This window comes from Janthinobacterium sp. SUN120, assembly GCF_030397735.1.
Taxonomy (GTDB): Bacteria; Pseudomonadota; Gammaproteobacteria; order Burkholderiales; family Burkholderiaceae_D; genus Janthinobacterium; species Janthinobacterium kumbetense.
The window spans coordinates 46,555-72,281 of sequence record NZ_JAPUBW010000004.1; the positions used below are offsets into that span (position 1 = coordinate 46,555).

General features: G+C 64.9%; 28 protein-coding genes. 10 read left to right on the top strand and 18 right to left on the bottom strand.

The genetic code is table 11. From position 1 onward, the window contains the following. Positions 1 to 150 precede the first annotated feature (150 nt). From dksA to O0879_RS20785, 4 genes are all read left to right on the top strand, one after another. Positions 151 to 603 (top strand): RNA polymerase-binding protein DksA, encoded by a 453-nt coding sequence (dksA, locus tag O0879_RS20770; RefSeq protein WP_034753066.1) that lies wholly within the window; start codon positions 151 to 153, stop codon positions 601 to 603. A gap of 210 nt (positions 604 to 813) precedes the next feature. Further along, positions 814 to 1,350, top strand: coding sequence for an ATP-dependent protease subunit HslV (hslV, locus tag O0879_RS20775; RefSeq protein WP_099665794.1), 537 nt, complete (start codon positions 814 to 816; stop codon positions 1,348 to 1,350). Between the two features lie 136 nt (positions 1,351 to 1,486). After that, entirely contained in the window at positions 1,487 to 2,839 is a 1,353-nt protein-coding gene (gene hslU / locus O0879_RS20780; protein WP_289912446.1) for an ATP-dependent protease ATPase subunit HslU, read from the top strand. A 15-nt stretch (positions 2,840 to 2,854) separates the two neighbouring features. Continuing rightward, entirely contained in the window at positions 2,855 to 3,049 is a 195-nt protein-coding gene (locus O0879_RS20785) for a hypothetical protein (RefSeq protein ID WP_099665795.1), read from the top strand. 68 nt (positions 3,050 to 3,117) lie between these two features. On the opposite strand, the gene O0879_RS20790 is transcribed toward O0879_RS20785, so the two are convergent. Beyond that, positions 3,118 to 3,732 carry an outer membrane beta-barrel protein gene (locus tag O0879_RS20790; protein ID WP_099665796.1) on the bottom strand — a complete coding sequence of 205 codons (615 nt, stop codon included), beginning with the start codon at positions 3,730 to 3,732 and terminating at the stop codon, positions 3,118 to 3,120. A 167-nt stretch (positions 3,733 to 3,899) separates the two neighbouring features. On the opposite strand from O0879_RS20790, the gene O0879_RS20795 reads away from it, so the two are divergent. Further along, positions 3,900 to 4,676 carry a helix-turn-helix transcriptional regulator gene (locus O0879_RS20795; protein ID WP_180278646.1) on the top strand — a complete coding sequence of 259 codons (777 nt, stop codon included), beginning with the start codon at positions 3,900 to 3,902 and terminating at the stop codon, positions 4,674 to 4,676. Here the strand turns inward: O0879_RS20795 and O0879_RS20800 are convergent. The 17 genes from O0879_RS20800 to gpmA form a co-directional block, all read right to left on the bottom strand. Continuing rightward, positions 4,649 to 6,901 carry a patatin-like phospholipase family protein gene (locus O0879_RS20800; RefSeq protein WP_289918519.1) on the bottom strand — a complete coding sequence of 751 codons (2,253 nt, stop codon included), beginning with the start codon at positions 6,899 to 6,901 and terminating at the stop codon, positions 4,649 to 4,651. The genes O0879_RS20795 and O0879_RS20800 overlap by 28 nt on opposite strands. Positions 6,902 to 6,959: 58 nt before the next feature. Further along, positions 6,960 to 7,517, bottom strand: coding sequence for a type II secretion system protein N (locus tag O0879_RS20805; RefSeq protein ID WP_289918521.1), 558 nt, complete (start codon positions 7,515 to 7,517; stop codon positions 6,960 to 6,962). 15 nt (positions 7,518 to 7,532) lie between these two features. After that, positions 7,533 to 8,753, bottom strand: a complete 1,221-nt coding sequence (gspF, locus tag O0879_RS20810) for a type II secretion system inner membrane protein GspF (RefSeq protein ID WP_099665799.1) — start codon at positions 8,751 to 8,753, stop codon at positions 7,533 to 7,535. A gap of 10 nt (positions 8,754 to 8,763) precedes the next feature. Further along, entirely contained in the window at positions 8,764 to 10,185 is a 1,422-nt protein-coding gene (gene gspE / locus O0879_RS20815; protein ID WP_077398708.1) for a type II secretion system ATPase GspE, read from the bottom strand. Between the two features lie 10 nt (positions 10,186 to 10,195). Then, positions 10,196 to 12,436, bottom strand: a complete 2,241-nt coding sequence (gene gspD, locus O0879_RS20820) for a type II secretion system secretin GspD (protein ID WP_289918522.1) — start codon at positions 12,434 to 12,436, stop codon at positions 10,196 to 10,198. Next, a complete protein-coding gene (locus O0879_RS20825) occupies positions 12,433 to 13,209 on the bottom strand; it encodes a type II secretion system protein N (protein ID WP_099665801.1) in 777 nt (258 codons plus the stop codon). Before O0879_RS20825 ends, gspD begins: the two co-directional genes overlap by 4 nt. Beyond that, positions 13,206 to 13,739: a type II secretion system protein M gene (locus tag O0879_RS20830; RefSeq protein WP_289918524.1), complete on the bottom strand. Its 534-nt coding sequence runs from the start codon at positions 13,737 to 13,739 to the stop codon at positions 13,206 to 13,208. The genes O0879_RS20825 and O0879_RS20830 overlap by 4 nt, the downstream gene beginning before the upstream one ends. Next, entirely contained in the window at positions 13,736 to 14,965 is a 1,230-nt protein-coding gene (gene gspL / locus O0879_RS20835; RefSeq protein ID WP_289918526.1) for a type II secretion system protein GspL, read from the bottom strand. The genes O0879_RS20830 and gspL overlap by 4 nt, the downstream gene beginning before the upstream one ends. A gap of 19 nt (positions 14,966 to 14,984) precedes the next feature. Beyond that, positions 14,985 to 15,959: a type II secretion system minor pseudopilin GspK gene (gene gspK, locus O0879_RS20840; protein ID WP_289905859.1), complete on the bottom strand. Its 975-nt coding sequence runs from the start codon at positions 15,957 to 15,959 to the stop codon at positions 14,985 to 14,987. Next, entirely contained in the window at positions 15,956 to 16,579 is a 624-nt protein-coding gene (locus tag O0879_RS20845; protein WP_289912451.1) for a prepilin-type N-terminal cleavage/methylation domain-containing protein, read from the bottom strand. The genes gspK and O0879_RS20845 overlap by 4 nt, the downstream gene beginning before the upstream one ends. Then, positions 16,579 to 16,962 (bottom strand): type II secretion system minor pseudopilin GspI, encoded by a 384-nt coding sequence (gene gspI, locus O0879_RS20850; RefSeq protein ID WP_034783570.1) that lies wholly within the window; start codon positions 16,960 to 16,962, stop codon positions 16,579 to 16,581. The genes O0879_RS20845 and gspI overlap by 1 nt, the downstream gene beginning before the upstream one ends. Beyond that, entirely contained in the window at positions 16,959 to 17,453 is a 495-nt protein-coding gene (locus O0879_RS20855) for a GspH/FimT family pseudopilin (protein ID WP_051959291.1), read from the bottom strand. Before O0879_RS20855 ends, gspI begins: the two co-directional genes overlap by 4 nt. 12 nt (positions 17,454 to 17,465) lie before the next feature. After that, entirely contained in the window at positions 17,466 to 17,918 is a 453-nt protein-coding gene (gene gspG, locus O0879_RS20860) for a type II secretion system major pseudopilin GspG (protein ID WP_035823835.1), read from the bottom strand. Positions 17,919 to 18,011: 93 nt separating this feature from the next. Then, complete coding sequence (moeB, locus tag O0879_RS20865) at positions 18,012 to 18,773, bottom strand: molybdopterin-synthase adenylyltransferase MoeB (RefSeq protein ID WP_289899572.1); 762 nt, start codon at positions 18,771 to 18,773, stop codon at positions 18,012 to 18,014. 8 nt (positions 18,774 to 18,781) lie between these two features. After that, the gene (locus tag O0879_RS20870; protein ID WP_289918528.1) at positions 18,782 to 20,275 is read right to left on the bottom strand and encodes a S41 family peptidase; all 1,494 of its coding nucleotides are present in this window, start codon (positions 20,273 to 20,275) and stop codon (positions 18,782 to 18,784) included. Positions 20,276 to 20,326: 51 nt separating this feature from the next. After that, on the bottom strand, positions 20,327 to 21,790 hold the full coding sequence (locus tag O0879_RS20875) for a peptidoglycan DD-metalloendopeptidase family protein (protein ID WP_289918860.1): 1,464 nt from the start codon (positions 21,788 to 21,790) through the stop codon (positions 20,327 to 20,329). 76 nt (positions 21,791 to 21,866) lie between these two features. Beyond that, positions 21,867 to 22,613, bottom strand: coding sequence for a 2,3-diphosphoglycerate-dependent phosphoglycerate mutase (gene gpmA / locus O0879_RS20880; RefSeq protein WP_176381555.1), 747 nt, complete (start codon positions 22,611 to 22,613; stop codon positions 21,867 to 21,869). A 106-nt stretch (positions 22,614 to 22,719) separates the two neighbouring features. Here gpmA and O0879_RS20885 point away from each other — a divergent pair, with 106 nt between their 5' ends. The 5 genes from O0879_RS20885 (at position 22,720) to O0879_RS20905 (ending at position 25,720) form a co-directional block, all read left to right on the top strand. Further along, positions 22,720 to 23,136 (top strand): rhodanese-like domain-containing protein, encoded by a 417-nt coding sequence (locus tag O0879_RS20885; RefSeq protein ID WP_251349454.1) that lies wholly within the window; start codon positions 22,720 to 22,722, stop codon positions 23,134 to 23,136. Positions 23,137 to 23,161: 25 nt separating this feature from the next. Then, positions 23,162 to 23,428 carry a glutaredoxin 3 gene (gene grxC, locus O0879_RS20890; protein WP_070220900.1) on the top strand — a complete coding sequence of 89 codons (267 nt, stop codon included), beginning with the start codon at positions 23,162 to 23,164 and terminating at the stop codon, positions 23,426 to 23,428. 160 nt (positions 23,429 to 23,588) lie between these two features. Beyond that, positions 23,589 to 24,065, top strand: a complete 477-nt coding sequence (gene secB / locus O0879_RS20895; RefSeq protein ID WP_077398684.1) for a protein-export chaperone SecB — start codon at positions 23,589 to 23,591, stop codon at positions 24,063 to 24,065. A gap of 84 nt (positions 24,066 to 24,149) precedes the next feature. Next, positions 24,150 to 24,611, top strand: coding sequence for an SH3 domain-containing protein (locus tag O0879_RS20900; RefSeq protein ID WP_099665810.1), 462 nt, complete (start codon positions 24,150 to 24,152; stop codon positions 24,609 to 24,611). A gap of 68 nt (positions 24,612 to 24,679) precedes the next feature. Beyond that, a complete protein-coding gene (locus tag O0879_RS20905; protein ID WP_289918530.1) occupies positions 24,680 to 25,720 on the top strand; it encodes an NAD(P)H-dependent glycerol-3-phosphate dehydrogenase in 1,041 nt (346 codons plus the stop codon). The last annotated feature ends 7 nt before the right edge of the window (positions 25,721 to 25,727 follow it).

A 25,727-nucleotide genomic window follows, 5' to 3' on the forward strand; every position in this document is an offset into this window, starting at 1 on the left:
CCGGCCGGTAGTCCTGGCTTTCGCCGGCAAGCCAAGGTCGCACGCAGTACAGCGGGACAGCAATGCCAAGCGGAACCTGTACAGTTGCTCGGTATCGCCGCATCAACTGATCAATTTGAAAACTCTGTCGTATCGAAGGTAAGCGAAGTTATGACCAAAACTAATAAATCGACCCCGGCCGCCAACCAAGACATCCCTCTCATCAGCGAAGACCAAATTCGCGCCATGAGCGAAGATGACTACATGAATCCGGCACAACTGGCATTCTTCAAGGCGCGCCTGCAGCAGCTCGAAAAAGACTTGCTGAAAAACGCCGGCGAAACCACGGAACACTTGCGTGAAACCGTGCTCGTACCGGACCCTGCCGACCGCGCCACCATCGAGGAAGAGCATGCGCTGGAACTGCGCACGCGCGACCGCGAACGCAAATTGCTGAAGAAAGTGCAGCAATCGATCGCCAGCATCGACGCCGGCGACTATGGCTGGTGCGAAGAAACGGGCGAGCCTATCGGCATCCCGCGCCTGATCGCCCGTCCGACCGCCACCCTGTCGCTGGAAGCCCAGCAACGGCGCGAACTGAAGCAAAAGCTGTACGGCGACTGATCGCCCTCCCCTTGCGCGGCCGCCCCGGCGGCCCGCGATGGCGAATAAAAAAGCACACGACCTCCGGTTGCGTGCTTTTTTTTCGTCCCGCGCCGACTACACTGAAGCAAGCACTGCCGCTTGCAATTGCCTTTTCCATCCCCACTTTTGAGCCATGGGCGCGCAATCGCATGGCCTTGCACGCATCGGCACGAATCTTTTGAGGTCACTATGGAACAATTTCACGGCACCACCATCCTCTGCGTCCGGCGCGGCAAGCAAGTCGCCCTGGGCGGCGACGGCCAGGTCACGCTGGGCAACATCGTCATGAAGGGCACGGCCCGCAAAGTGCGTAAGTTGTATCAGGGCAAGGTCCTGGTCGGCTTTGCCGGCGGCACCGCCGACGCGTTCACCCTGCTCGACCGCTTCGAAGGCAAGCTGGAAAAACACCAGGGCAACCTGCTGCGCGCCTCCGTCGAACTGGCCAAGGACTGGCGCACCGACCGCGTGCTGCGCCGCCTGGAAGCGATGCTGCTGGTGGCCGACAGCGAATCGACCCTGGTCATCACGGGCAATGGCGACGTGCTGGAACCGGAAGACGGCATCGGCGCCATCGGCTCGGGCGGCACCTACGCCCAGTCCGCCGCCAAGGCGCTGCAGGAAAACACGGAGCTCTCGCCGGCCGAGGTGGTCAAGAAATCGCTGACCATCGCCGCCGAGCTGTGCATCTACACGAATATGTCCCACATCATCGAGACCTTGGACTAAGAGTCCCCGAGAAAACGCCCATGGCTGCGTTGCATGGCCTGGGCGTACAAAAAGGTACTGCCTGCGGCCAAGCGCCTTGCCCTGAACGTTTTTCGGGCACTCTACGCAAAAGAAAGATAGAAAGCCAACTATGATCATGAACATGACCCCGTCGGAAATCGTCACCGAACTCGACAAGCACGTGGTGGGCCAGGCCAAGGCCAAGCGCGCCGTCGCCATCGCCCTGCGCAACCGCTGGCGACGCCAGCAGGTGGCCGAGCCCCTGCGCCATGAAATCACGCCCAAGAACATCCTCATGATCGGCCCCACGGGCGTCGGCAAGACGGAAATCGCGCGCCGCCTGGCCAAGCTGGCCGAGGCGCCGTTCATCAAGATCGAAGCGACCAAGTTCACGGAAGTGGGCTATGTGGGGCGCGACGTCGACACCATCATCCGCGACCTGATCGACATCGGCATCAAGCAGACGCGCGCGCTGGAAATGAAGAAGGTGCGCGCGCGCGCCGAAGATGCGGCCGAAGACCGCGTGATCGACATCCTCGTGCCGCCGGCGCGCGACTTCGGCTTCACGCCGAATACGGCGGCGGCCGTGGACACGGGCAGCGGCGACAGCACGCGCCAGACCTTCCGCAAGCGCTTGCGCCAGGGCGAGCTCGATGACAAGGAAATCGAGATCGAGCTGGCCGAGGCGGGCCCACAGATGGAAATCATGGCGCCGCCGGGCATGGAAGAAATGACGGAGCAGATCAAATCCATGTTCTCGGGCGTGGGCGGACAGCGCAAGAAGGCGCGCAAGGTCAAGATCCGCGAAGCGTTGAAACTGCTGGTCGAGGAAGAAGCGGCGAAGCTGCTGAACGAAGATGAGCTGAAACAGAAAGCCATCCAGAACGTCGAGCAGAACGGCATCGTCTTCCTCGATGAAATCGACAAGATCGCCTCGCGCTCGGAGTCCGGCGGCGCCGACGTCTCGCGCGCGGGCGTGCAGCGCGACCTGCTGCCGCTGGTCGAGGGCACCACCGTCAATACCAAGTACGGCATGATCCGCACGGACCACATCCTGTTCATCGCCTCGGGCGCGTTCCACCTGTCGAAACCGTCGGACCTGATCCCGGAACTGCAGGGGCGCTTCCCCATCCGCGTGGAACTCGAATCGCTGTCGATCTCGGACTTCGAGCGCATCTTGACGAGCACGGACGCCTGCCTGACGATGCAGTACGAAGCCTTGCTGGCGACGGAAAACCTGAAGCTGCAATTTGCGCCGGAAGGCATCACGCGCCTGGCGGAAATCGCCTACTCGGTAAACGAGCGCACGGAAAACATCGGCGCGCGCCGCTTGCATACGGTGATGGAAAAACTGCTGGAAGAAGTGTCATTTGCGGCCAGCGAAGGCAGCAGCAGCACGGAAAACCTGCTGGTGATCGATGCCGCGTATGTCAACGAACGCCTCGAAGCGCTGTCGGTCAACGAAGACCTGTCGCGCTACGTGCTGTAATCAGGGAGGGGACCGATGGCAAACAAGGCATTGGCGACGCGGCAGAAAATGCAGTTCCGCGTCGAACCCTCGCAAAAACCGCGCAACCCCGTCGCCACTGCTGCCCTGCAGCGCGCCGCCGGGGCGCACGTCAAGACCGTGTCAGGCCAGCGCCAGCAGGAAAAGCGGCTGCTGGCGAAATTGCTGTTGAAAGTCGAAATAGACAAATAGGCCGCCCGCGGACACCCTTTTCATAGGGCGTCCGCCATCAGGCCACTCTCTGCCGCAGCAGCATCCCCTTAGAAACGGTAGGACGCGCCCAGCGAAAACATGTCGACCTTGGTCGTCTGCTTGCTGCTGTACTTGACCGGCACGCGGTCCCAGTCCAGGTGCAGCGCCCAGTTCTTGTTCAGCGCATACGCCGCGCCGATGCCATAGGTCAGGCCGATCTTGTCCTTCTTGTCCGAACCGCCGCCCAGATAATCGACCTTGCCCTGCGTGTAAGCCGCGCCCAGGCGGCCGCTCAGGGTGAACGCGTCAAACTGGTAGCCGAGCACGCCCTGCATGCCGAGGCCCGTGAACTTGCCGCGGCCCGCGCGCCGGCCGGCGCCCGTGTCGAAGCCGGACTTCACTTCGCCGCCCATATACCCCACCAGCTCAATCGAAGGCAGGGCCACGCCGCCCTGAAACGGCAGCGCGTCGAAACTGTAACCCACGTAGGCCTTGCCGTTGCGCTTGCTGCTTTTGTCGCAATCGTTTTGTCCCGGCACGCAGTCGAGGCCGGTACTGGCGCGAAAGCCATAGCTGGCGCCCATGTAGATGGGGCCCGGCGCAGGATCGGCTGCCGATGCATGCAAGGGAGCGATGGCGGCCAGCGCCAGCAGCGCTGCGGGGAAACGTAATTTGAAGGACATGAATAACCTCTACAAGTGGATGAGTTGCCTGGTTGTAGCGCGCCGTGCGAGCCACAAGCGGGAGTGTCATCTCTTTTGCCGTAAAGTACTATCACCTTGTGCAAAGTGCCATTAAGGGCTACATTCGGTACCGTTACCCGCTACCAAACTTATCAAAAAGGATATCCGTGAGTTCACCCGAACTGGTTTTGCGCGTGCTGCGCACGCAACTGCGCGCCGCCGGCATCACCTATAAAGTGCTGGCCGAACGCATCGGCATGAGCGAATCGAGCGTCAAGCGCATGTTTGGCCAACACGACATGTCGCTGTCGCGCCTGGCCCTGATCTGCAAGGCCTCGGGCATCGCCATGGAAGACGTGCTGCGCGGCGCAGCCGACATCACGCCGCATGCCGACACGCTCACCCTGGTGCAGGAAAAGTCGCTGGTGGCGCATCCGCGCCTGCTGCTGGTGGCGATCTGCTGCCTGGGCCACTGGAGCCTGGAACAGGTGGTGGAAACGTATGCGCTGACGCAAGCCGAATGCATCGGCTGCCTGGCGGAGCTGGATCGCCTGGGCTTGATCGAGCTCAAGCCGCTGAACCGCTATAGCCTGCGCGTCTCGAACGCCTTCCACTGGCTGGCCGACGGCCCGGTGCAGCAGTACTTCCGCGAACACGTGGTGGCCGATTATTTCAGCGGGCATTTTGACGGCGCCGGCGAAACCCTGATGTGCATCCCGGCGCGCCTGTCGCTGTCGAGCGCGCAGGAGCTGGTGCAAAAGATCCGCCAGCTGGCCGAGGAACTGGCGCGCCTGCACCAGAACGACCGCCGCCTGGCCCCCGCCGAGCGCGACGGCTTTACCCTGCTGCTGGGCTTTCGCTCATGGGAATTTGCCGCCTTCACGGCCCTGCGCCGCAGTACGGCGTCCGCCGCGCCCTACCAGACCGGTCCCAGGAACAGGTAGAGCGTGCTCTCGCCGCCCTTCGATGCGCCCGACGCCACGTACACGGGACCGAAGCGCGTATCGACGGAGATGAAGGCGCTGCTGGCCTGCGTGAATTTGGTGGATTTCCAGTGCTCGCTCTGATCGAAGCCGCCGCCCATTTCCAGCGAAAAGCCGGCCCGCACGGCGCCGCCCAGGGTGCTGGGCAGGGAACCGATGCGACGCGCCATCACGAAGCGCGCCAGGGCCACGCTGCGCCCCGTCACCGATTCGAACTGCGTGCCGGACAGGCGCAGGAAGCCGCCCAGGCTGAGTGGCGCCTCGCCGCGCTGCGCGCGCGCCCATTCGCCATACACATGGCCAGCCCAATTGCCGCGGCCAAAGGCCTTCAGGCCCGTGATGGCGGAACGCCCCAGGCCCGTCTCGCCCGAACCCGTGGTCGAGGCGCGCGTCCAGGTGGCGTCAAACAGCACGCCGCGCGTGGGGAAACCGGGCGAATCGAGCGTATCGACGCGGAACTGGACGAACTGGTTGGTGCCCAGCGCCCGCTCCTGCGGGTAGGCCGGGTCGGCCGGGATGCTGACACCGGCCTTGACTTCGCTGCGCGAGACACCGAACTGCAGGTCGCCCCAGAAGCCGAACTGGCGTCCCAGCACCAGGCTGGCGCCCTGGCCGCTGTAAGCGACGCGCGCGCTGCGCCGTCCCTTGTCGAACAGGTCGACCGCCTGCGAGCTGTACTGGATCGACGGCGCGATATACCACGGGTTGCCAGCGCCCAGCGGCTGCCAGTACTGCACCCCGAAATTGCGCGTGGTGCCGATCTGCGCCATGCTGCGCAATTCGCCGCCCCAGCTGTTCAGATTCGAGCGCACATGCAGCAGCTTCAGGGCAAAGGTATTGCTGTCCCTGAAATCGCTGCCCACTTCCAGGCCCACGCGCAGGCGGCTGCTGGCCCACGGCGCTTCGACGGCCTTGATGGTGACGGCGCGCTGGTCGCCGGAATCGACCACTTCCGTCTCCACGCGCGCCACGTCGCCGCGGCCATACAGCTTGGTCGCCGCCTTGAGCACATCTTCCTGGCTGATCGACTGCCCTTCCACCAGGCCCGATTGCGCCTGCAGGATGCGCGGATTGATATCGCCCTCGCTCTCCACGGCCAGGCGCGTGAGCGGCAGGGCCACGTCCAGCAGGGCCGGCGCGGCCAGGCGCAGCTGCTCGCGCGCCGCATACTGTTCCGGCGGCAGGGCCAGCGGCGCCAGGCGGGCGGCCAGGGCCTGCGCCGCCTGCTCGCCGGCGCGCATGGCGCGCGCATAGTTTTCAAAGTCGAGGAAACTGACGCCCGTCAAATCCGGCGCCACCAGGATATCCTGCGGCTGCAGCTCCTTGAGCGAGCGCTGCACATTCTGTTCCGTGAGGATTTGCAGCATCTGCTGCGCCACGCCGATGGCGCTGCCCAGCTCTTTTTCCGGCGCCAGCGGCGTGCCCACGTTGACGGCGATGATGATGTCGGCGCCCATGGCGCGCGCCATGTCGACGGGCAGGTTGCGCACCAGGCCCCCATCGACCACCAGCCGGTTATTCACGCGTACGGGGGCAAACACGCCCGGCACGGCCAGCGAGGCGCGCATCGACAGGAACAGGGGTGTATCGACCAGTTCCACCAGTTCGCCATTGACCAGGTCCGACGCCACCGAGCGAAAAGGCAGCGGCAGCTGGCTGGCGGGGCGGTCGCGCATGCCGGCCGGCAGCAGCCGGTTCAAGGCCATTTCCAGCGCCGCATTGCTGGCCGCCGACGGCGGCGTGGAAATGCCGTTGCGGCTGGTGCCAAACTCGATGCGCGACGGCAGCAACAAATCTTCCTCGCGGCGGCGGAACGCCAGTTCGTCGCGCGGCGGCCGGTCGGCCACCACGCGCGCCCAGTTGGTCTCGCGCGCCATCTTTTCCAGGTCCGCCACGGAGGCGCCGGCCGCATACGCGCCGCCCACCACGCCGCCCATGCTGGTGCCGACCACCATGTCGATCGGCACATGCAGCTCCTGCAGCACTTTCAAGACGCCGATATGCGCCAGGCCGCGCGCGCCGCCGCCCGACAGCACCAGGGCGATGCGCGGACGCGCCGCGACGGGTGCGGGAACGGCCGGCGTGGCGGCGGAGGTAGTGGGGGCGGCGGGAACGGCGGCGACAGCCGGCGGCAAGGCGCACAGCGCCGCCACGCAGCCCGCCAGGACGGCACGAATCGAGAACATGAAGACTCCTGTGGCAATGGCGGCATGGCGCCATCGGCAAAATACGATAAAAACAGCGTTAATTCGGCGGCGGCACGCTGCTCACTTGCGGCGCCGGCATCATGGTCGCCGGCCGCTGCTGCTCCATCGGCAGCGGCGGCGGCACCAGGTTCGTGGCCGGCGCTGGGGCCGCGGCCGGCGCTGGGGTGGCGGACACCTGCCCCGGCAAGGCCAGCGCCTTATCGTCGGCCACCAGGTCGATGCGCTTGCTCACGCCGCCGTCGCGCAGCAGCACGTGGCGCGCATGCACTTCCAGCACCGTCACGCCGGGCACCACTTCGGCACCTTCCGGCAAGGCGACGGAGGGCTTGCCATCGGTCGAGATGATGGCCACGCTGCCGCGGCCATTACCGGCGGCCACCACGCCCTTGAGCTGGTAGTTGCTGGCCGTGGCCACGCTGACCTGGCCGCCGAACAGCGAAGCGCCCGCCTCCATGCTGGCATCCTGCACCACCGGATTGGGGGGCGGATTGATGGGACGCTGCGGCGCCTTGAACAGCTGCATGGCCCAATAGGCCAGCGACACGGACAGCGCCACGACGGCGAGCAAACTTGTAACTTGAGGCAAACGCTTCATGGCTTCCTTGGATACTTATCTTACAAGCTGATTGATTTCGATAATCGGCATCAGCACGGCCAGCACGATCAGCAGCACCACCACGCCCATCGCGAGGATCAGGGCCGGTTCCAGCAGGCCGGCGATGGTGAGCGTGCGGCGTTCCAGATCCTGCTCCTGCGCGCTGGCGGCGCGCTCCAGCATGGCCGGCAACTCGCCCGTGATTTCGCCCGCGCGTATCATGTGGATCAGCATGGGCGGAAAATGCTTTTGCGCCGACAGCGCGCGCGCCAGGCTGACGCCCTCGCGCACGGCGCCGCTGGCGTCAGCCACCAGTTCCTGCATCGCCACGTTGGTGAGCGTGTCGCGGCTCGTGTCGAGCGCGCGCAGGATCGGCACGCCGGATCCCGTGGTGATGGCCAGGGTGCTGGCGAAGCGCGCCGTGTTCAGGCTACGCTCGAATTTTCCATACAAGGGCGCCGTCAGCAGCCAGGTATGCCAGCGCCGCTTCAGGGCCGGCTGCTGCAGCGCGCGGCGCCAGGCGAACCAGGCGCCGGCCAGGATCACGGCCACGACGAGGCCATAGTTGCGCACGAAGTCCGACAGCGCCAGCATGATCACCGTCAGCATGGGCAGCTTCTGCTTGGTATTGGCGAATACGGAGACGATCTGCGGCACCACATAGGTGAGCAGGAAAATGACGATGGAAAACGCCACCACCGTGACGATGGCCGGATACGTGAATGCCAGCTTGACCTTCTGCACCAGCGCATTGCGCCGCTCGATATAGTCGGCCAGGCGCGAGAGCACGCGCGACAAATGGCCGATCTGCTCGCCCGACGCCACCAGCGCCCGGTAAATTTCCGCGAAATCGCGCGGATGGCGCGCCAGCACGTCGGAAAACGCGGCGCCGCCGATCACTTCCGAGCGGATCGAGGCGATCAAATCGCGCAGATACGGCCGCTCGGCCTGTTCCAGCAGCGCGGAAAACGCCTGCTCCAGCGGCAGGCCCGCTTCCAGCAAACTGGCCAGCTGGCGCGTAAACAGGGCCAGCTCGGTGCTCGACAGGCGCTCGCCGAAGCCGCGCCGTTTGGTCACGCCGGCGGCGTCGACCTGCGCGGCGATCGGCTCGACGGCCAGCGGTACCAGGCCTTGCACGCGCAACTCGGCGCGCGCGGAACGGGGACTGTCGGCATTGAGCACGCCCTTGCGGGTGGCGCCTTGCGCGTCGACGGCTTCATAGCGGAATGCGGGCATGGTGGCGGGCCTAGTCTTTGGTCACGCGCAGCAACTCGGCCTGCGTGGTGGTGCCGTCGCGCAGCCAGCGTTCGCCGTCGTCGCGCATGCTCGTCATGCCGTCCTGCAGGGCCACGGCGCGCACTTCCGCTTCCGAGGCACGGTTGTGGATCTGCGCGCGGATCTGCTCCGTCGTGCGCAGCAGCTCATACACGCCCACGCGGCCCTGGTAGCCCGTCTGGCCGCAATGCTCGCAGCCGACCGCCTGCCAGTACTGGCCGTCGAAGGTCTTGCAGGAACCGCACAGCTTGCGCACCAGGCGCTGCGCCAGCACCCCCAGCAGCGACGACGACAGCAGGAACGGCTCGATGCCCATGTCGAGCAGGCGCGTGACGGCTGCCGACGCGTCGTTCGTATGCAGGGTCGCCAGCACCAGGTGACCCGTCAAGGATGCCTGCACGGCGATCTGCGCCGTTTCCAGGTCGCGGATCTCGCCGATCATGATCACATCTGGATCTTGCCGCAAAATCGCCCGCAGCGCCTTGGCAAATGTCATGTCGATGCGCGGATTGACCTGCGTCTGGCCGACGCCGGCCAGGTCGTACTCGATCGGGTCTTCCACCGTCAGGATGTTCGTGGTGGTGGCGTTGAGCATCGACAGCGCCGCGTACAGGGTCGTCGTCTTGCCCGAGCCGGTAGGGCCCGTGACGAGCACGATGCCGTGCGGCTGCGTGATCAGGCCGTCGAACTGCCCCAGCATGGGCGCGCTCATGCCCAAGTGCTGCAGGTCGAGGCGCCCCGCTTCCTTGTCCAGCAAACGCAGCACGGCCCGTTCGCCATGCCCGGTGGGCAGGGTCGAGACGCGCACGTCGACGGGCTTGCCGCCCACGCGCAGGGTGATGCGGCCGTCCTGCGGCAAGCGCTTTTCGGCGATGTCGAGCTGCGCCATGATCTTGATGCGCGAAATCAGCGAACCGTGGATGGCTTTCCTGGGACGCACGACGTCGCGCAGGCTGCCGTCGATGCGGAAGCGCACGACGGACGTCTGTTCGAACGGCTCGATGTGGATGTCGGAGGCGCCTTCACGCAGCGCCTGCGTGAGCAGCGCGTTGATCATGCGGATGACGGGCGCGTCGTCGGACGATTCGAGCAAATCCTCGATGGCCGGCACGTCCTGCAGCAGTTTTGTCAAATCCAGGTCGGCGTCGAATTCATCGGCCATCTGCGACGCGTCGCCGCCGCCGCCCGCGTAGGCGCCGGCAATGGCCGCATCGAGGTCGCCGCGCGGCAGCACCGTCAGCTGGATCTGGCCGAAACGGCGCGACACTTCGGCAATCGCCGCCGGTGCCGTCGACGCGGCCACCAGCACCTCGACGGGGGCGCCGTCGACGGCGCCGGGCCGGGCCAGCAAGCCGAAATCGCGCGCGTAGGCGTAGGGAAGCAGATTACTCATGACTGTCCCATCACTTCTGCGGCTGCTGCGGCTGTTGCTGATATTGCTGCAACAGCGACTGCGGCGGCGTGGCCGCGTTGGCCGGCGCGCCTGGCGGCGGCGTCGGCGCCGGCGGCACGGGGCGCGTCACCATGCTGCCGCCCACCGGCTGGCCATCCTGCAGGGCCGGCAGCACGGGCGTGCCCAGGTCTTTCAGCATCAGATTGCCCGACGCCGGCACGGCGGCCGTCTCGGCCGAACGCATGTAGTCGTAGCGGTCGGCCGCCAGGCTGCCGCTCTGCTCCTTGTTGCGCACGATGACGGGGCGCAGGAAGATCATCAGATTGGTTTTCTTGCGCTCGCGCGTCTGGTACTTGAACAGGTTGCCGATCAGGGGAATGTCGCCCAGGCCGCGCACTTTTTCCGCGTTGTCGCCCGTGCTGTCCTCGATCAGGCCGCCCAGGACGATGATCTGGCCATCGTCGGCCAGCACATTGTTTTCGATCACGCGGTTGTTGATGGTGATGCCGCTGACGGCCGTCGACGTGGACTTGTCCACGCTCGACGTCTCGTGATAGATGCCCAGCTTGATCGTGCCGCCTTCGGAAATCTGCGGACGCACCTTCAGGGTCAGGCCCACTTCCTTGCGGTCGATGGTCTGGAACGGGTTGGTGTTGGTGCCGGCCGTGCTGGTGTACTGGCCCGTCAGGATAGGCACGTTCTGGCCCACCTTGATGGTCGCCAGCTCGTTGTCCAGGGTGATCAGGTTCGGCGTCGACAGGATGTTCGCGTTGCCGTCCGACTCCAGCGCATGCGCCACGGCGCCCAGGCCCAGCGCGCCGTTGATCTGCTTGAAGATGCCCAGGGTCAGGCCGCCCGTCGGCAGCACCTTGCCGCCGCCCAGCGCCAGCTTGGCGATATTGTTGTCCGTGCCGCCGGCGAACGACTGCAGCGCGCCCACGCGGTAGCTGCTGCTGCTGTCGCCGGAAAGCCCCAGCCACTGCACGCCGAACTCGGAGGCCTTGGCCGACGTCACTTCGACGATCAGCGCCTCGATGTAGACCTGGGCGCGGCGCACGTCGAGCTGGTCGATCACGGCGCGCAGGTTGCGGTAGACGGCCTCGTTGCACGTCAGGATCAGGGTATTGGTGGAGGCGTCGGCCTGGATGAAGCCTGCCGCGCCGCCCGAGGACAGCTGCTGCGGCCCGTTGCTCAGCGAAGCGCCGCCCGTGGTGCCGCTTTGCGTATTGCCGCCCAGGCCAGTGGTGTTCATGCCGCCGCCCTGGTTGTTCTGGTTATTCGTATTCAGGCTGTTGTTGCCCGGCTGCTGCGCCGAAGCGGCCGTGCCGTCCGACGTCACCACCGAGCGCAGGGTCTGCGCCAGCTTGGTGGCGTCCGCATTTTTGAGGTACACCACGTGCACGTTGCCCAGCTGCGTGGTGGGCTGGTCCAGCTTGGAAATGAGCGACTTGGCCAGGTTGGCGCGCGCCGCCGACGGCGCGCGCAGCACCAGCGAATTGGTGCGCGGGTCGGCCAGCACGGATACCTTGCCCGCGTCGGCCCCTGCGGCGCCGCCCGCATTGCCGCCTTCCATCAGTTTATTCACCATCGAGGCCAGGTCGGAAGCGATGGCATAGCGCACGGGGATCACATCCAGGTCCGTCGAGGCGGGCACGTCGAGCGCGGCGATGATCTTCGCCAGGCGCTTGAGGTTATCCGCGTAATCGGTGATCACCAGCGAGTTGTTGCCCGGGTTGGCATTGATCGTGTTGTTCGGCGAAATCAGGGGGCGCAGCACGGCCAGCAGGTTGGCCGACGATTCGTAGTTCAGGTAAAACACCTGGGTGGCGATCTGGTCGCCCTTCACCTGGCTGCTGCCGTTGCCCACCTGGGTCGGCACGGATTGCAGCTTGGCGTCCGCTTCCGGCACCACTTTCGCATAGCCGTCGCCGGAAACCACCGCATAGCCCTGCAGGCGCAGGGCCGAGGCCAGCAGCGCGAAGGCTTGCGTCTTGCTGATCGATTTTTCCGACACCAGCGTGATCGTGCCCTTGACGCGCGGGTCGATGACGAAATTGATGTTGGTGTAATGGCCCACGGCCTTGATCACGGATTCGATGTCGGCGCCGACGAAATTGAGCGCCGCTTCATCGCCGGGCGCGGCCCAGACGGGCGCCGGCATGCCGGCCACGGAACAGCACAGCAAGGCGGCGGCCGACAGGCGGCGCAGCGAAAAGGAGAAGGTATGGGGGCTCACGGATGGTTTTTTCATTGTCTGAACTCTAAGGCGATGATGTTTTTTTCGCTATTGCTACGGCGCTGTCCCAGCAAATTCAACAAACTCGCCAAGGTCTCTTCATATCCTGCTGCGGCCTGGGCCTGGCCGGAAAACTGCATGCGCCCCTGTTGCAGGCTGCCGCTGCCGTCGAGCAGCAGCGGTCCTTTGATGGAGCGCAAGGTCAACGTCGCCTGCTGCCCCTGCCAATCGAAATCGAGCTCGTAACTGCCCAGCGGACGCAAGGACGACAGGCGCGAAGCCATGTCCGTCATCTGCAGGGTCGTGCGGCCGATGGCGGAAAACTGCTGTTTTTCCAGCGCCAGCTGCAAGGTGCTCCACGACAGGCGCATGCTGCCCGTCGGCGCCACGGTATTCAAGGGCGCGCCCAGGCCGCCCAGGCCGTCGGCCGGCAGCAGCAGGGCCGCCGGGCTGACTTGCCAGTGCGACCACGAGCCGCGCAAATTGACGGCCTGCGACAGCGCCTGCGCATTCTGCAATTCCACGTCCACCGATCCCCACAGCACGGACGGCGAAATGCGCCAGCTGAAGCGCCCCGGCAGCAGCGGCGTCACGGCGCCATTCGCGCTGGCCGCTCCGCCGATAAAGGCCGAGCCGCGCCACAGGGTACCTTGCGCGTCGCCCAAGGTCAAACGTCCGCCCGTCTGCTTTTCCACGAGACTGGCGACCCAGCCGGCCGGGAAAAACACCAGCAGGGTGACGCAGACGCTGACGATGATGGCCAGCAGCCAGCCTAGCAGGCGCATCATCGCGCCGCGCCCGGGCTCTGGTGCAGGGTCAGGCTGGCGTCGACCAGCCCCGCCTTGCCCTGCGCCGTGATCTTCGCTTCCTGCACCGCCACGCGGCCTTCGCGGCGCAAGCCGTCCAGCCACAGCATGACGCTGGCGAACGGCACGCCGTTCAATTGCACGCGCGCGTACTCTCCCGTCAGCGACAGCGATTGCGGCGCCAGGCCGCGCGCCTTCAGGGACGCGTCGAGGCTGTCACGGCTCATGCTTGCCACCTGCACGGGCGCCTGGCGCGCCAGCTCGCCCGCTTCACGGGCCAGCGCCTGCAGCTGGGCCGCGTTCTGGCGCAGCTCGGGCAAGCTCTTTTGCAAGGCGATGCGGCCCGTCCAGGCCGGCTCGAAGAATACGGCGTAGACGAGGGCCAGCCCCGCCACCACGCCGCCGATGCTCAAGAGCTTGCGCTCCTGCGGCGTGCGCTCGGCCCAGAAGGCCTGCACGGCCTGCTGCTGCCCCGCCCACACGGCGCGCGCCTTGTTGACTGCTGTACTCATGTTTTTGCTCCCGTGGCCGGCGTGATCTTCCACACGCCCGGCGCCGTTTCATTCAAGGCCAGCTTGCGCGCGGCCAGGCCGTCGCGCACCTGCGCCTGGGCGCTGGCGTCGACCATGTCCGGTTTCAGCTTGACGATCAGGCTGCGCTCGCGGTATTCCAGCGAGGCCACCACGCCGCGCCCGGCCAGGCCGCCCAGCGCCTCGCCCAGCGCCGCGCTCATGCTGGTGAAGTCATCCATGCTCGCTTGCCCGCCCTGCAGGCGGGCGGCGGCGATATTGCGCCGCATCTGCTCTGCTTCCAGGCCATACACGGGCGTTTCGTTCGGATACGCGGCCTTGAAGGTTTGCTGCATCGAGGTGCGCACGGTGGCGGCCTCGCGCTTCAAGCGCATCCATTCGATATTCATGCCGGCCAGGTTGACGATCACGGCCAGCAGCGCCAGGCGCAGCGGCCAGCGCCAGCGGCGCCATTCGGTGGCCGAGCCCGTCGCCGTACCCAGGGAAACGGCCAGGTCCAGTCCCGCGCCTTTGGCGCCGGCGATCCAGTGCGCCCAGTGGTCCGCTTCCACCGTCACGCCGTCCATGCCGGCGGCCAGTTGTTGATATTGCGCAAGCTCGGCCTGCGCCACGTAGACCGTCAGGGGCACATCGCCGGCAAACGCGCGCGTCGTCAGCAAGGCCTGCTGCGGCTGGGCCGGCAACACCAGCCCCAGGCCCTCTTGCGGCGCCTGGCGCAAGGCCAGTTCCAGGCCATCGCCGCTGGCTTGCAGGGCAGCCGTCACGCTGCCCGGCTGCAAGGGCAGGCACAGCTGCGATGGCAGCAGCGCCACCTTGCGCGCACCCTGCGCCAGCAAGGCTTTCACGAGTACCTCGGCCCAGGCGCGCTGCGCCACGGCCACCGTGCGCATGCCGGCAGCGTCGGGCGCGCCGGCGGCCAGCAGGCAATCCTGGGTGTCGCCGAGAATGTGTTCTTCCACCAGGCCCGGCAAGGCCGCGCGCAAGCGGGCGCCGGCCAGCGGCGGCGTTTTCAGGCGCAGCAGGGTCACGTCGGCCGCCGCCAGCAGCAGCACCACCTGCTTCGCGCCGGCGATCAGCTGGCCCAGGCTGCCCAGCGGCGCGCTGCCCTGCTGCAACAGGGCGCCGCCGTCGCCGGCCAGCACGAAGGAGCAGGCCGGCGCGCTGTCGGTGGAGGCCTTGGCCGGGTGACGGATATACAATATTGTCAAAGTGACTCGCTTTCAGCTGTTAATTTTCCCGCAACCAGACCAGGCTGGTGGTGCGCTGCGGATCCGTTTTTCGATTGATGAGCGCCACGGCATCAAGGGCGGCACGATCCAGCCGCACGCGGATGACGGTAAGGAAATAGCGGCTCTTCACGTCAAGCTCGATACCTTCAATCACTTGCTTCGCATCAATATTATTCTTGAAGTTTGCCAAATCAACAAATTTTTTGCGCGGATTGCTCAAAGTCAGGGCGCTGGCCTCGGACAGCGACATCATCGTCACGGCCGCCAGCACCTCGGCCGGCGCCGTGTTCACGTTGACCCCCGTGATTTCGGGCAAGATGATGACGACATCGCGCAGCTGCTCGATCATTTGCGGCGTATAGCCGGGCACGGCCAGCAAATCCTCGACTTGCGTGAACGCCACCGGCTCGCTGCTGCCACCCGTGGCGGGCGTGGCAGCGGGCGTCTTGCCGTCGGTGCCGCTGGCGGTACGCGGCTTCGGCCGCGCACGCAGCACGGCATCGGCCGTCGCTTGCGCCAGGCCGCTGTCGAGCTTCATGTTGGACAATAAACGCTGGTAGGCCAGCACCTGCTTCGGATTGATGGCGCCCGTGACGTCGACCAGGTTGGTGATATTGAAGCGCGCCTGCGCATCGAGCGCGCGGCCCGAGACGGTGGCGTCGAATTTTTCCGTGTCGACCTTTTCGCGGTCCACGTAATCGTCGAGCCGCGCTTCCTCGATGGGCGTGGCCCATACGCCATCAAGCGCCGTCAGCATGGGATTGTCCTGGCGCAACCAGAAGCGGGCGAAGTCGACCATGCCACGCATGGCCCACTGCGTCTGCAGGCGCAGGCGCTGGTTTTCCATCGAGCGCACCTGCACCTGCTGCTGCCAGAACAGGCTGGCGACGACGGTGATGGCCAGCGCCGTCAGCAGCAAGGCCGTGATGACGGCCACGCCGCGCTGGCGCGAGGGGAACTTGAAGCGCGTCATCCCGGTCCCAATAAAAAGACTTTGGACAGGCCCGCGTCCTGGCCCGGCATTTGCAAGGTCACTTCCAGGCCCGGCACCTGGGTGGAGATGGTGGCGCCCGCCGTCAGCACGTTCCAGGCGCCATTGCTCCAGCCGCGCATGACCATGCTGTCGACGCCCTGCATCAGGGCCACGTCGGCGCTGGAGGTATCGGTATCGTCGCGCGCCGCCTGCCACAGGGTGTCGAGCACGGCCAGGTCGCGCGTGCCGTTCGACTCGCGCCGCGTCAGCACGCCGCCGCGCAGCCGGTAAGTGACCACTTGCAACTGTTGCGGCTCCTGTTCCGAGGCGGCCAGGCGCACCAGGGTCAGGCGGTCGTTTTCCGCCGACAGGTTGATGCGGCCGTTCAGCAGGCTGTTGTTCAGCCCGGCGCCGGCCAGGTGGTCGCAATCGCTCTGCATCTGGGCAAACGCCAGCTGCATGCCGCGCGCCTGCTCCAGCTGGCTGGTCAGCACTTCGCGCGAGCGCATGATGCTGTCCAGGCCGCGCCAGCCCAGCACGGCGACCATGGCCAGGATGCCGATCGCCACGAGCAGCTCGATCAGGGTAAAACCCGCGGCAGGGAGAGGACGGCGCGCCATCAGTCGTTAAAGGAAAGCAAGACCAGGCGCACGATGCGCCGGGCCGGGTACTGTGCGTCATACACGTTGACGCGCACTTGGCGGATGCGGGGATTCGGCGTGGCCACCACTTCCTCCTCGCAAATGAGTTTTAAATCGCCCTGCGGGCAGTCGACCGTGCGCTTGCCCGTCTGCGGGAACGTCTTTGCCAGGCGCAGCCGCACCAAATGGTTTTCCGCCGACCAGGTGGCCATCATGGCGCTGCGCAAGCCGTCGCTGTTCTGCGTCAGGCTGCCGACGGCGCGCAAGGACGCGCCCAGGGCCGTGCCGACGATGACGAGGGCGACCAGGACTTCCAGCAAAGTGAAGCCGCGCTGGCGGCCATGACGTGGGAGCCGCATCATTGCTCGACCGTGAAGTGGCCGATGCCGTCGGCGCGGATGGCCACGCTGCGCTCGCCGCTGGCCAGGGTCAGGACAAAAGGCTTGTCGACCGGTTCGCGGCCGAAGATGATGCGCAGCGGCTGGGCCACGCTGTTCGAGGGCTGCACGCTGAGCAGCATGGGCGTGTTGGCAAACGCGCGCTCGCGCAGCAAATCGTCCTGCGTCACGGGTTGCCACAGCTTTTCATTGAGGACCAGGAAACGGTATTGATTTTCGTCAGCCTCGAACGCCACCTGCCGGCTGCGCACGATGGCTTCATCGCGCGCCAGCTGCAGCAGCAGGGCGATGCGTTCGGCTTCCTTTTGCAAGGCTTGCTGGCCATTCGGCATGGCGTTCAGCGACACCAGGCCCAGGGTCACGCCGATGATGACCATCACCACCAGCAATTCGATCAGCGTGAAGCCGCTGGCGCGTGGCCGGGGCGGTGCGCGACCGGTGGTCATGGCTGGCATGCAATGGAAAACTTACAGTTCCCAGGAACCGATATCGGCATCGTCGCCGCTACCGCCAGGCTGGCCGTCGGCGCCCAGCGAAATGATGTCGACTTCGCCTTTCACGCCCGGCGACAGGAACTGGTACGGGTTGCCCCATGGGTCCTTCGGCATCTTTTCCAGGTAACCGCCCGCCTTCCAGCCATTCGCGGCCGGTCCCGTGGTCGGTTTCTCGATCAGCGCCTGCAAGCCCTGTTCCGTGGTCGGGTAGCGCTGGTTATCCAGGCGATACAGTTTCAAGGCTTGCATCACGGTAGCGATATCGACTTTCGCCGCCGCCACTTTCGACTCGCCCGTGCGGGCGATCAGCTTGGGCACCACCAGCGACGCGAGGATACCCATGATCACCACCACGACCATGATTTCGATCAAAGTGAAGCCGCGCGCGCGGCGCTGGCGTATCGGATGGTTTGCTGCGTTTTGCATAAGAAAGAGAGAAGAAGGTGAGTAATGAGTGCAGAGTATAAAGCGGAAATATGACAAAGCCTGTCATATAGGGAAAAATTTGTGCGGGGGCTGTCAGGCCGGCAAGACCACTTCGCCGCAAACGGCGCAGCCGGGGTCGCGCGCGACGCGCATGCTGCTCCATTCCATGTGCAAGCCGTCGAGCAGCAGCAGCCGTCCGGCCAAGGACTCTCCCACGCCCATGATCAGTTTCAGCGCTTCGGCCGCCTGCATGGCGCCCACCACGCCCACCAGCGGCGCGAACACGCCCATGGTCGAGCACGCCTCGTCCGTGAACTGCTGTTCCTGCGGAAACAGGCAGGAATAGCACGGTTGCGTGCCCGTGCGCGGGTCGAACACGCTCACTTGCCCGTCGAAACGGATCACGGCGCCCGACACCAGCGGCACCCTGGCCGCCACGCAGGCGCGGTTGACGGCGTGGCGCGTGGCGAAGTTGTCGGTGCAGTCGAGCACCACCGTGGCAGAGCAGACCAGTTCGGCCAGGCGCGCGCCGTCGAGGCGCTCCTGCAAGGCGACAATATCGATCTCGGGATTGATCCCGGTCAAGGTTTCGCGCGCCGACAGCACTTTCGGCTGGCCCACGCGCTGCGTGGTGTGGGCGATCTGGCGCTGCAGATTGGTCAGGTCGACCGTGTCGTCATCGACCAGGGTCAGCTTGCCGACGCCGCTGGCGGCCAGGTACATGGCCGCGGGCGAGCCGAGTCCGCCCGCGCCGATCACCAGCACATGCGCGTCGAGCAAGGCTTGCTGGCCTTCGATGCCGATCTGGTCCAGCAGGATGTGGCGCGAATAGCGCAGCAGCTGATTGTCGTTCATGGCGGCGACTACGGTTTTTGCACAGGAATCTTCTTGTCGTCCGCCTTGATGTCGGAAGCGATTTCCGGCTTGGCGCCGATCTTCTCCACCTTCGCATCGACCTTGGCCAGCTGCACCGGCAAGCCCTGGAAGTGGTTCAAGGCTTGCTGCAGCTGGAAATCGTCCTTGGCGCCGTATTCGAGCGGCTTGCGCTTTTTCGCCGTGGCGATCAGGCGCTGCTCTTCTTCCAGCTGATCCTGCATGCCTTCCATCGTCGGCTTGGCCGCTTCCGGCTTGCCATCGTTGCTGCTCAAGTGTTTTTCCAGGTCCGCCTCGCGGATGCGCAGGCTGTTCCAGCCATCGCCTTCGGCCGTTTCATCGACCAGCAAGTCGGGCACGATGCCGCGCGCCTGGATGGCCCGGCCTTTCGGCGTGTAGTAGCGGGCCGTCGTCAGCTTGACGGCCGTGTCGGCCGTGATCTGGCGCAAGGTTTGCACGGAACCCTTGCCAAACGTCTGCGTGCCGATGACGGTGGCGCGCTGGTAATCCTGCAGGGCGCCGGCGACGATTTCCGAGGCGGACGCGGAACCGGCGTTGACCAGCACCACCAGCGGCACGGTTTTCAGCGCGGCCGGCAACTTGGCCAGCGGGTCGGCCTTGACGCCGGGCGCCGCATAGAATTCGCGGCGGCCATAAAACACCTGTTTCGACTCGGGCAACTGGCCCTTGGTGGAAACGATCACGGAATTGCCCGGAAGAAACGCTGTCGCCACGCCGATGGCGCCCGGCACGACGCCACCGGGATCGTTGCGCAAGTCCAGCACCAGGCCCTTGAGCTTGGGGTCTTGCGCATACAGCGCGTTGATCTTTTTGACCATGTCATCGACGGTCGGTTCCTGGAACTGGGCGATGCGCAGCCAGGCATAGCCGGGCGCGACCATCTTGGCCTTCACGCTTTGCACGCGGATTTCCTCGCGCACGATGGGAAAGACCAGCGGCTTGCTTTCGCCCTTGCGCGACATCGTCAGCACCAGCTTGGTGCCCGGCTGGCCACGCATCTTCTTGATGACCTCTTCCAGCTGCAAGCCTTTCAGCGGGATATTGTCGAGGCGGGTGATCAGGTCGCCCGTTAGGATGCCGGCCTTGGCGGCAGGGCTGTCCTCGATGGGCGAGACGACTTTCACGTAGCCGTCTTCCATGCTCACTTCGATGCCGATGCCGACAAACTTGCCTTGCACGCTTTCGCGCATTTCCTTGAAGGCATTTTTATCCAGGTACACGGAGTGCGGGTCCAGGGACGAGACCATGCCGGAAATGGCTTCCGTCAAGAGTTTCTTGTCTTCCACCTTCTCGACGTAATCGGACTTGATCAAGCCGAAGACGTCGGACAACTGGCGCAGCTCGTCGAGCGGCAGCGGGGCATTCGTGATTTTTTGCGCCACGGCCGGGAACTGCAGCGACATGCCGATGCCGGCCAGGACGCCCAGACCGATCAGGCCGATACTTTTGACTTTGATACCCATGTATTCTTCGCAATCTACAAATTCGCTGCCGCAGCAATGGTGGGAACTGAATTAAAACTTCACCCAGGTGGCGGGGTCGAAGGCGCGGCCCTGATGACGCAATTCAAAGTATAGCCCTGATTCCTCGTTGCCGCCGCTGTTGCCCGCGCTGGCAATGGCCTCGCCGCCCTTGACGGCATCGCCCACGCGTTTCAGCAGCGACTGGTTATTGCCATAAATACTCATGTACTGGCCGCCGTGGTCGACGATGATCAGATTGCCGAAACCGCGCAGCCAGTCGGAAAACACGACCCGGCCGCCGGCGATGGCGTGGATTTCGCTGCCTTCGCCCGTGCGGATGAACACGCCCTTCCAGCTGGGGCCGTCACCGCGCTTGCTGCCGAAGCGGGCGGCGATCTTGCCCGCCACGGGGGCGCGCAGCTGCCCTTTCATGCTGGCAAAGGCGCCGACCGGCGCGGCCGGGCCCAGGCTCGGGCGGTCCGGCTCAGGTTCCGGCTTGGGTTCCGGTTTCGGCGTCACCTTGGCCACTTGCGGCGGCTCGTCGTCGTCGATCGGTTCCAGTTTCACGGGCGGCGGTGGCGGCGTTTGCGGCTTGATCTTGCCCGATTTGTTTTGTTGTTCTTTCGCAAGACGTTCGCGCTCGGCCTGCGCCTGGGCGGCCTTGGCGCGCGCGGCCAGCAGGCGTTCGCGTTTTTCCGCCGCGATCTTGGCGTCGGCGGCCGCTTTCGCGGCGGCGCGTTGCTCGGCCAGCAATTGCTGGCGTTTCTTTTCGGCCGCGGCGGCGGCGGCCTGCTCTTCGATCAGTTTTGCCAGCTTGTCGACCAGGTTGCCCATGCGCTGTTCGTCGCGCTCGACATTGCCCACTTCCTTGCGCTGCGCCACCAGGCGCTGCGACAAGCTCGTCAGCAAGGCGGCGCGGCGCGCCTTTTCCTGCACCAGCAAGGCCTTCTGGTCGCGCTCTTCCTGCGCGATTTCTTCCAGCTCATCCTTGGCGTTCTGCACCTCCGCCTGGTTTTTCTCCACGGCCAGCAAGTTGGCGCGCAAGGCTTCCAGCAGGCGCGCCTGCGCCTGCGACACATACGCCATCAATTGCAAGTCGCGGTTGATGCGGTTCGGGTTATCACCCGACAAGAGCAGCTTGATGCGGTCTTCGTTGCCGGCAACATATTGTTCACGCAGCAACTTTGACAGCTGCGTCTTCTGTTTCTCGACGGTGGCCGTCAATTGCTGGTGCTCTTGTCCCAGCGCATTGAGTTTCACGCCCGTCTCGCTTTGCTCCTGCGCCAGGTCGCGCAAGGCGCGGTTGGCGTTGGAAATCGCCTCTTCCGACTCGGCCAGGGTATCGGCCGCGTCATCCTTGGCGCTTTCCGTGCGGCTGATGTCGCGCTTGAGCGCCGTCAGCTTTTGTTGCAATCCAGCACGTTGTGCTTCCGCGGCCGCCTTCTGCTTGCTGCGTTCGGTGGGCTTGGCGCCCTGCGCGGCACCGCTGGAAAGCAGCAGCGCCAGGCACAGCATGGCACCGGCGCGCCACGCCGGCAGGGGTCGTTCAGCAGAGGGGGCGATGGCTGTGCCGCGGAAGAAAGACGACAAGTTACTTGGCCTTCCCTTGGTTCGCCACGGCAGCTTGCGCTGCCGCAATCGCTGCCGGGTCGCCCAGGTAGTAATGACGGATCGGTTTCAGGTCGGCGTCCAGTTCATACACGAGCGGCTGGCCGTTCGGGATGTTCAGGCCGACGATATCGCTGTCGCTGATGCCGTCGAGCATCTTGATCAGCGCGCGCAAGCTGTTGCCGTGGGCCGAAATGATGATTTTCTTGCCGGCGCGGATGGCCGGGGCGATTTCCTCGTCCCAGGCCGGCATCACGCGCGCCACGGTGTCTTTCAGGCATTCGGTCAGGGGAATCGATGCTTGCGGCAAGCCGGCGTAGCGCGGATCGTTGAACGAGGCGCGGTCATCGTTCGCTTCCAGCGGAGGCGGCGGGGTATCGTAGCTACGGCGCCATACCAATACTTGCTCGTCGCCATACTTAGCGGCTGTCTCGCCCTTGTCCAGGCCTTGCAGGGCGCCGTAGTGGCGCTCGTTCAAGCGCCAGTCGTTCTTGATCGGCAAATACATCATGTCCATCTCGTCGAGCGCCAGCCACAGGGTGCGGATGGCGCGCTTCAGGACGGAAGTGTAGGCCACGTCGAACGTAAAACCTTCCTGCTTGAGGATCTGGCCGGCGGCCTTGGCTTCGTTGACGCCCTTTTCCGTCAGATCGACGTCGGTCCAGCCGGTGAAGCGGTTATCGAGGTTCCAGGTGGACTCGCCGTGACGCATGAAAACGATTTTGTACATAGTTCTATCTTCTCAAGGGGTTCAAATCAAAAAAGCAAAACGTAAAAAGACCTCGTCCAGCTTCTATTTTATAATGCGCGGATTGACTTAAACCATTGGACCCTACGTGAAATTCATTATCGACCACATTTTTCTGTTTGCCATCGTCATTATTTCCGGCGGCGCCCTCCTCTGGCCACTGCTGTCGATGCGCGGCAAGCGCGCGACCGTGCTGGAAGTCACGCAACTGATCAACCGTGGCAAGACTGTCATCGTCGACGTGCGCAACGCGGAAGAATTCGCCACGGGCCACTTGCCTGACGCAAAAAATATTCCGCTGCCGGAACTGGCAAAACGCGTGGGCGAGCTGGAAAAATTCAAAACGCGCCCCATTGTAGTGGTTTGCCAGAAAGGTTCGCGTTCGGCAACCGCCGTCGGCCTGCTGGGCAAAGCCGGTTTCGCTGAGGCAACAAGCCTGGAAGGCGGCCTCGACGAATGGAAAAAGCAAGGTTTGCCATTGAAAACCTTGTCGCTGGCGAAATAAGCCGGCCTTAACTGAAGGAATCATCATGACCGTACCAGTAATTGTCTATAGCACCGCCGTGTGCCCGTATTGCGTGCGCGCCGAGCGCCTGTTGGAAGCCAAGGGCGTCGCCGTGCAAAAGATCCGCGTCGACCTCGACCCGGAAGAGCGCATCAAGATGATGGAACGCACGGGCCGCCGCACGGTGCCGCAGATCTATGTGGGCGATACCCACGTGGGCGGATTCGACGATTTGTATGCGCTCGATCAAGCTGGCAAGCTGGACCCCTTGTTAAATGGCACGGCAGCCTGATATAAAGCGGGTTCGAGAAATTGCTTGGTTTTTTGTCGTATTGTTTTGATACAATTGCCCTCGCACCTGATCTGGCCGCGCCTATCCGGCGCGGTTTGAATACCGCAAGCACCATATTTGAACGGTGTGCCGTTCTTGTCCTTTACAACGAAAGCGTTCCATGTCTGACGAAAATCTGCAACCAGTCTTCCAAATCCAACGCGTCTACCTGAAAGACATGTCGCTGGAACAACCAAATTCCCCAGCTATTTTCCTGGAACAAGAAGCACCAGCCATCGAAGTGGCACTGGATGTGGGCGCTGCGCCTCTGGCCGACGGCATCTTCGAAGCCACCGTGACCATCACCGTCACCGCCAAAGTCGGCGAAAAAGTCGCTTTCCTGGTTGAAGGCAAGCAAGCCGGTATCTTCGAAGCACGCAACATTCCTGCTGATCAACTCGATCCACTGCTGGGAATCGGCTGCCCGAACATCATCTACCCTTACCTGCGCGCCAACATCGCCGACGTGATCACCCGTGCCGGCTTCCCGCCAGTGCACCTGGCCGAGATCAACTTCGAAGTGTTCTACCAACAACGTCTGCAAGCTATTGCTGACGCCGCAGCAGCTGCCCCGGCAGCCGACGCGACGACGCACTAAGCTTCAGGCAAGACCCCGCCAGCCGTCAAGGCTGGCCTGACACGGCGGCCTGGCCGCCGTGTTTCGTTAAGGTTCAAAAATATCATGTTGAAAAGTGCGCTCTTGAGCAAGTTCCGCTGGATGGCCGGCGCCGTGCTGCTGCTGGCGACCGCCGCCAGCCACGCCGTCGATTTCAAAACGGTGGGCGCGGCTCCCGTGATCCTGTACGACGCGCCATCCGCCAAGGGCGGCAAGCTGTACGTGGCGCCACGCGGCATGCCGCTGGAAATCGTGCTCAGCTACGGCGAATGGGTCAAGGTACGCGACGCCAGCGGCGAAATGGCCTGGACGGAAGCCAAGGGCCTGTCCGCCAAGCGCAACGTCGTGGCGCGCGCCGCGAACCTCAAGGTTCGCGCCAGCCCCGACGACACCGCCTCCCCCATCATCCTCGTCGACAAGGGCGTGCTGCTGGAAATGAGCGAGCAGCCGAGCTCCAACTGGGTCAAGGTCCGCCACAAGGATGGCCAGAGCGGCTACGTCAAGACCAGCGAAGTGTGGGGCCTGTAAGCACCGCCAGATTCATCCGGGCAGCGGCCAGCCGCGCCGCGCCCCTCCCCCTGCCAGACTGAGGTCGCATGCAAGTTTCTCCCGATACATCTCCCGCCGCCACGGCGCTCCCCCGCAAGATCACCATCCTCGGCGCCGGCGCCTGGGGCACGGCCGTGGCCATGGCCCTGGCCGGCCGCCACGACGTGCTGCTGTGGGGCCGCAACGGCGACGCCATGGCCGCCATGGCCGCCAGCGGCGAAAACAGCTATCTGCCCGGCTTCCCCTTGCCGCCGCAACTGCGCATCAGCGCCGATTTCGACGCCGCCGTCGCGCATGCCGGTGGCGAACACGGCATTTTGATCGCCGCCTGCCCCGTGGCCGGCTTGCGGCCCATGCTGCAGCAATTGAAAGACAAGGCCATCGGCAACCTGGTGTGGCTGTGCAAAGGCTTTGAAGGCGGCACGGGCTTGTTGCCGCACCAGATCGTGCAGGAAGTGCTGGGCGACAATATCCCCGGCGGCGCCCTGTCCGGCCCCTCGTTCGCGCAGGAAGTGGCGCGCGGCTTGCCGTGCGCGCTGACCATCGCCTCGCACAGCGCGGCCTTGCGCGGCGCCGTCGTCTCGGCCTTGCATGGCGGCACCATCCGCGTGTATGCGAGCGACGACCTGGTGGGCGTGGAAGTGGGCGGCGCCGTCAAGAACGTGCTGGCGATCGCCACGGGCGTGGCCGACGGCCTGGGCCTGGGCTTGAATGCGCGCGCCGCGCTGATCACGCGTGGCCTGGCGGAAATCACGCGCCTGGGCACGGCCCTCGGTGGCCAGACGGAAACGTTCATGGGCTTGACGGGCATGGGCGACCTGATTCTGACGTGCACGGGCGACCTGTCGCGCAACCGCCGCGTCGGCCTTGGCCTGGCGCAAGGCAAGGCGCTGGACACCATCGTGGCCGAGCTGGGTCATGTGGCCGAAGGCGTGCCGTGCGCCAAGGCCGTGCGCGAACTGGCGCGCCGCATGGGCGTCGAGATGCCGATCACCAACGCGGTGGCCGGCGTGCTGTTCGACGGCGATTTGCCGCACGTGATGGTGCAGCAGCTGCTGTCGCGCGATCCGCGCGCCGAAGCGGCTTGAGCGCCAG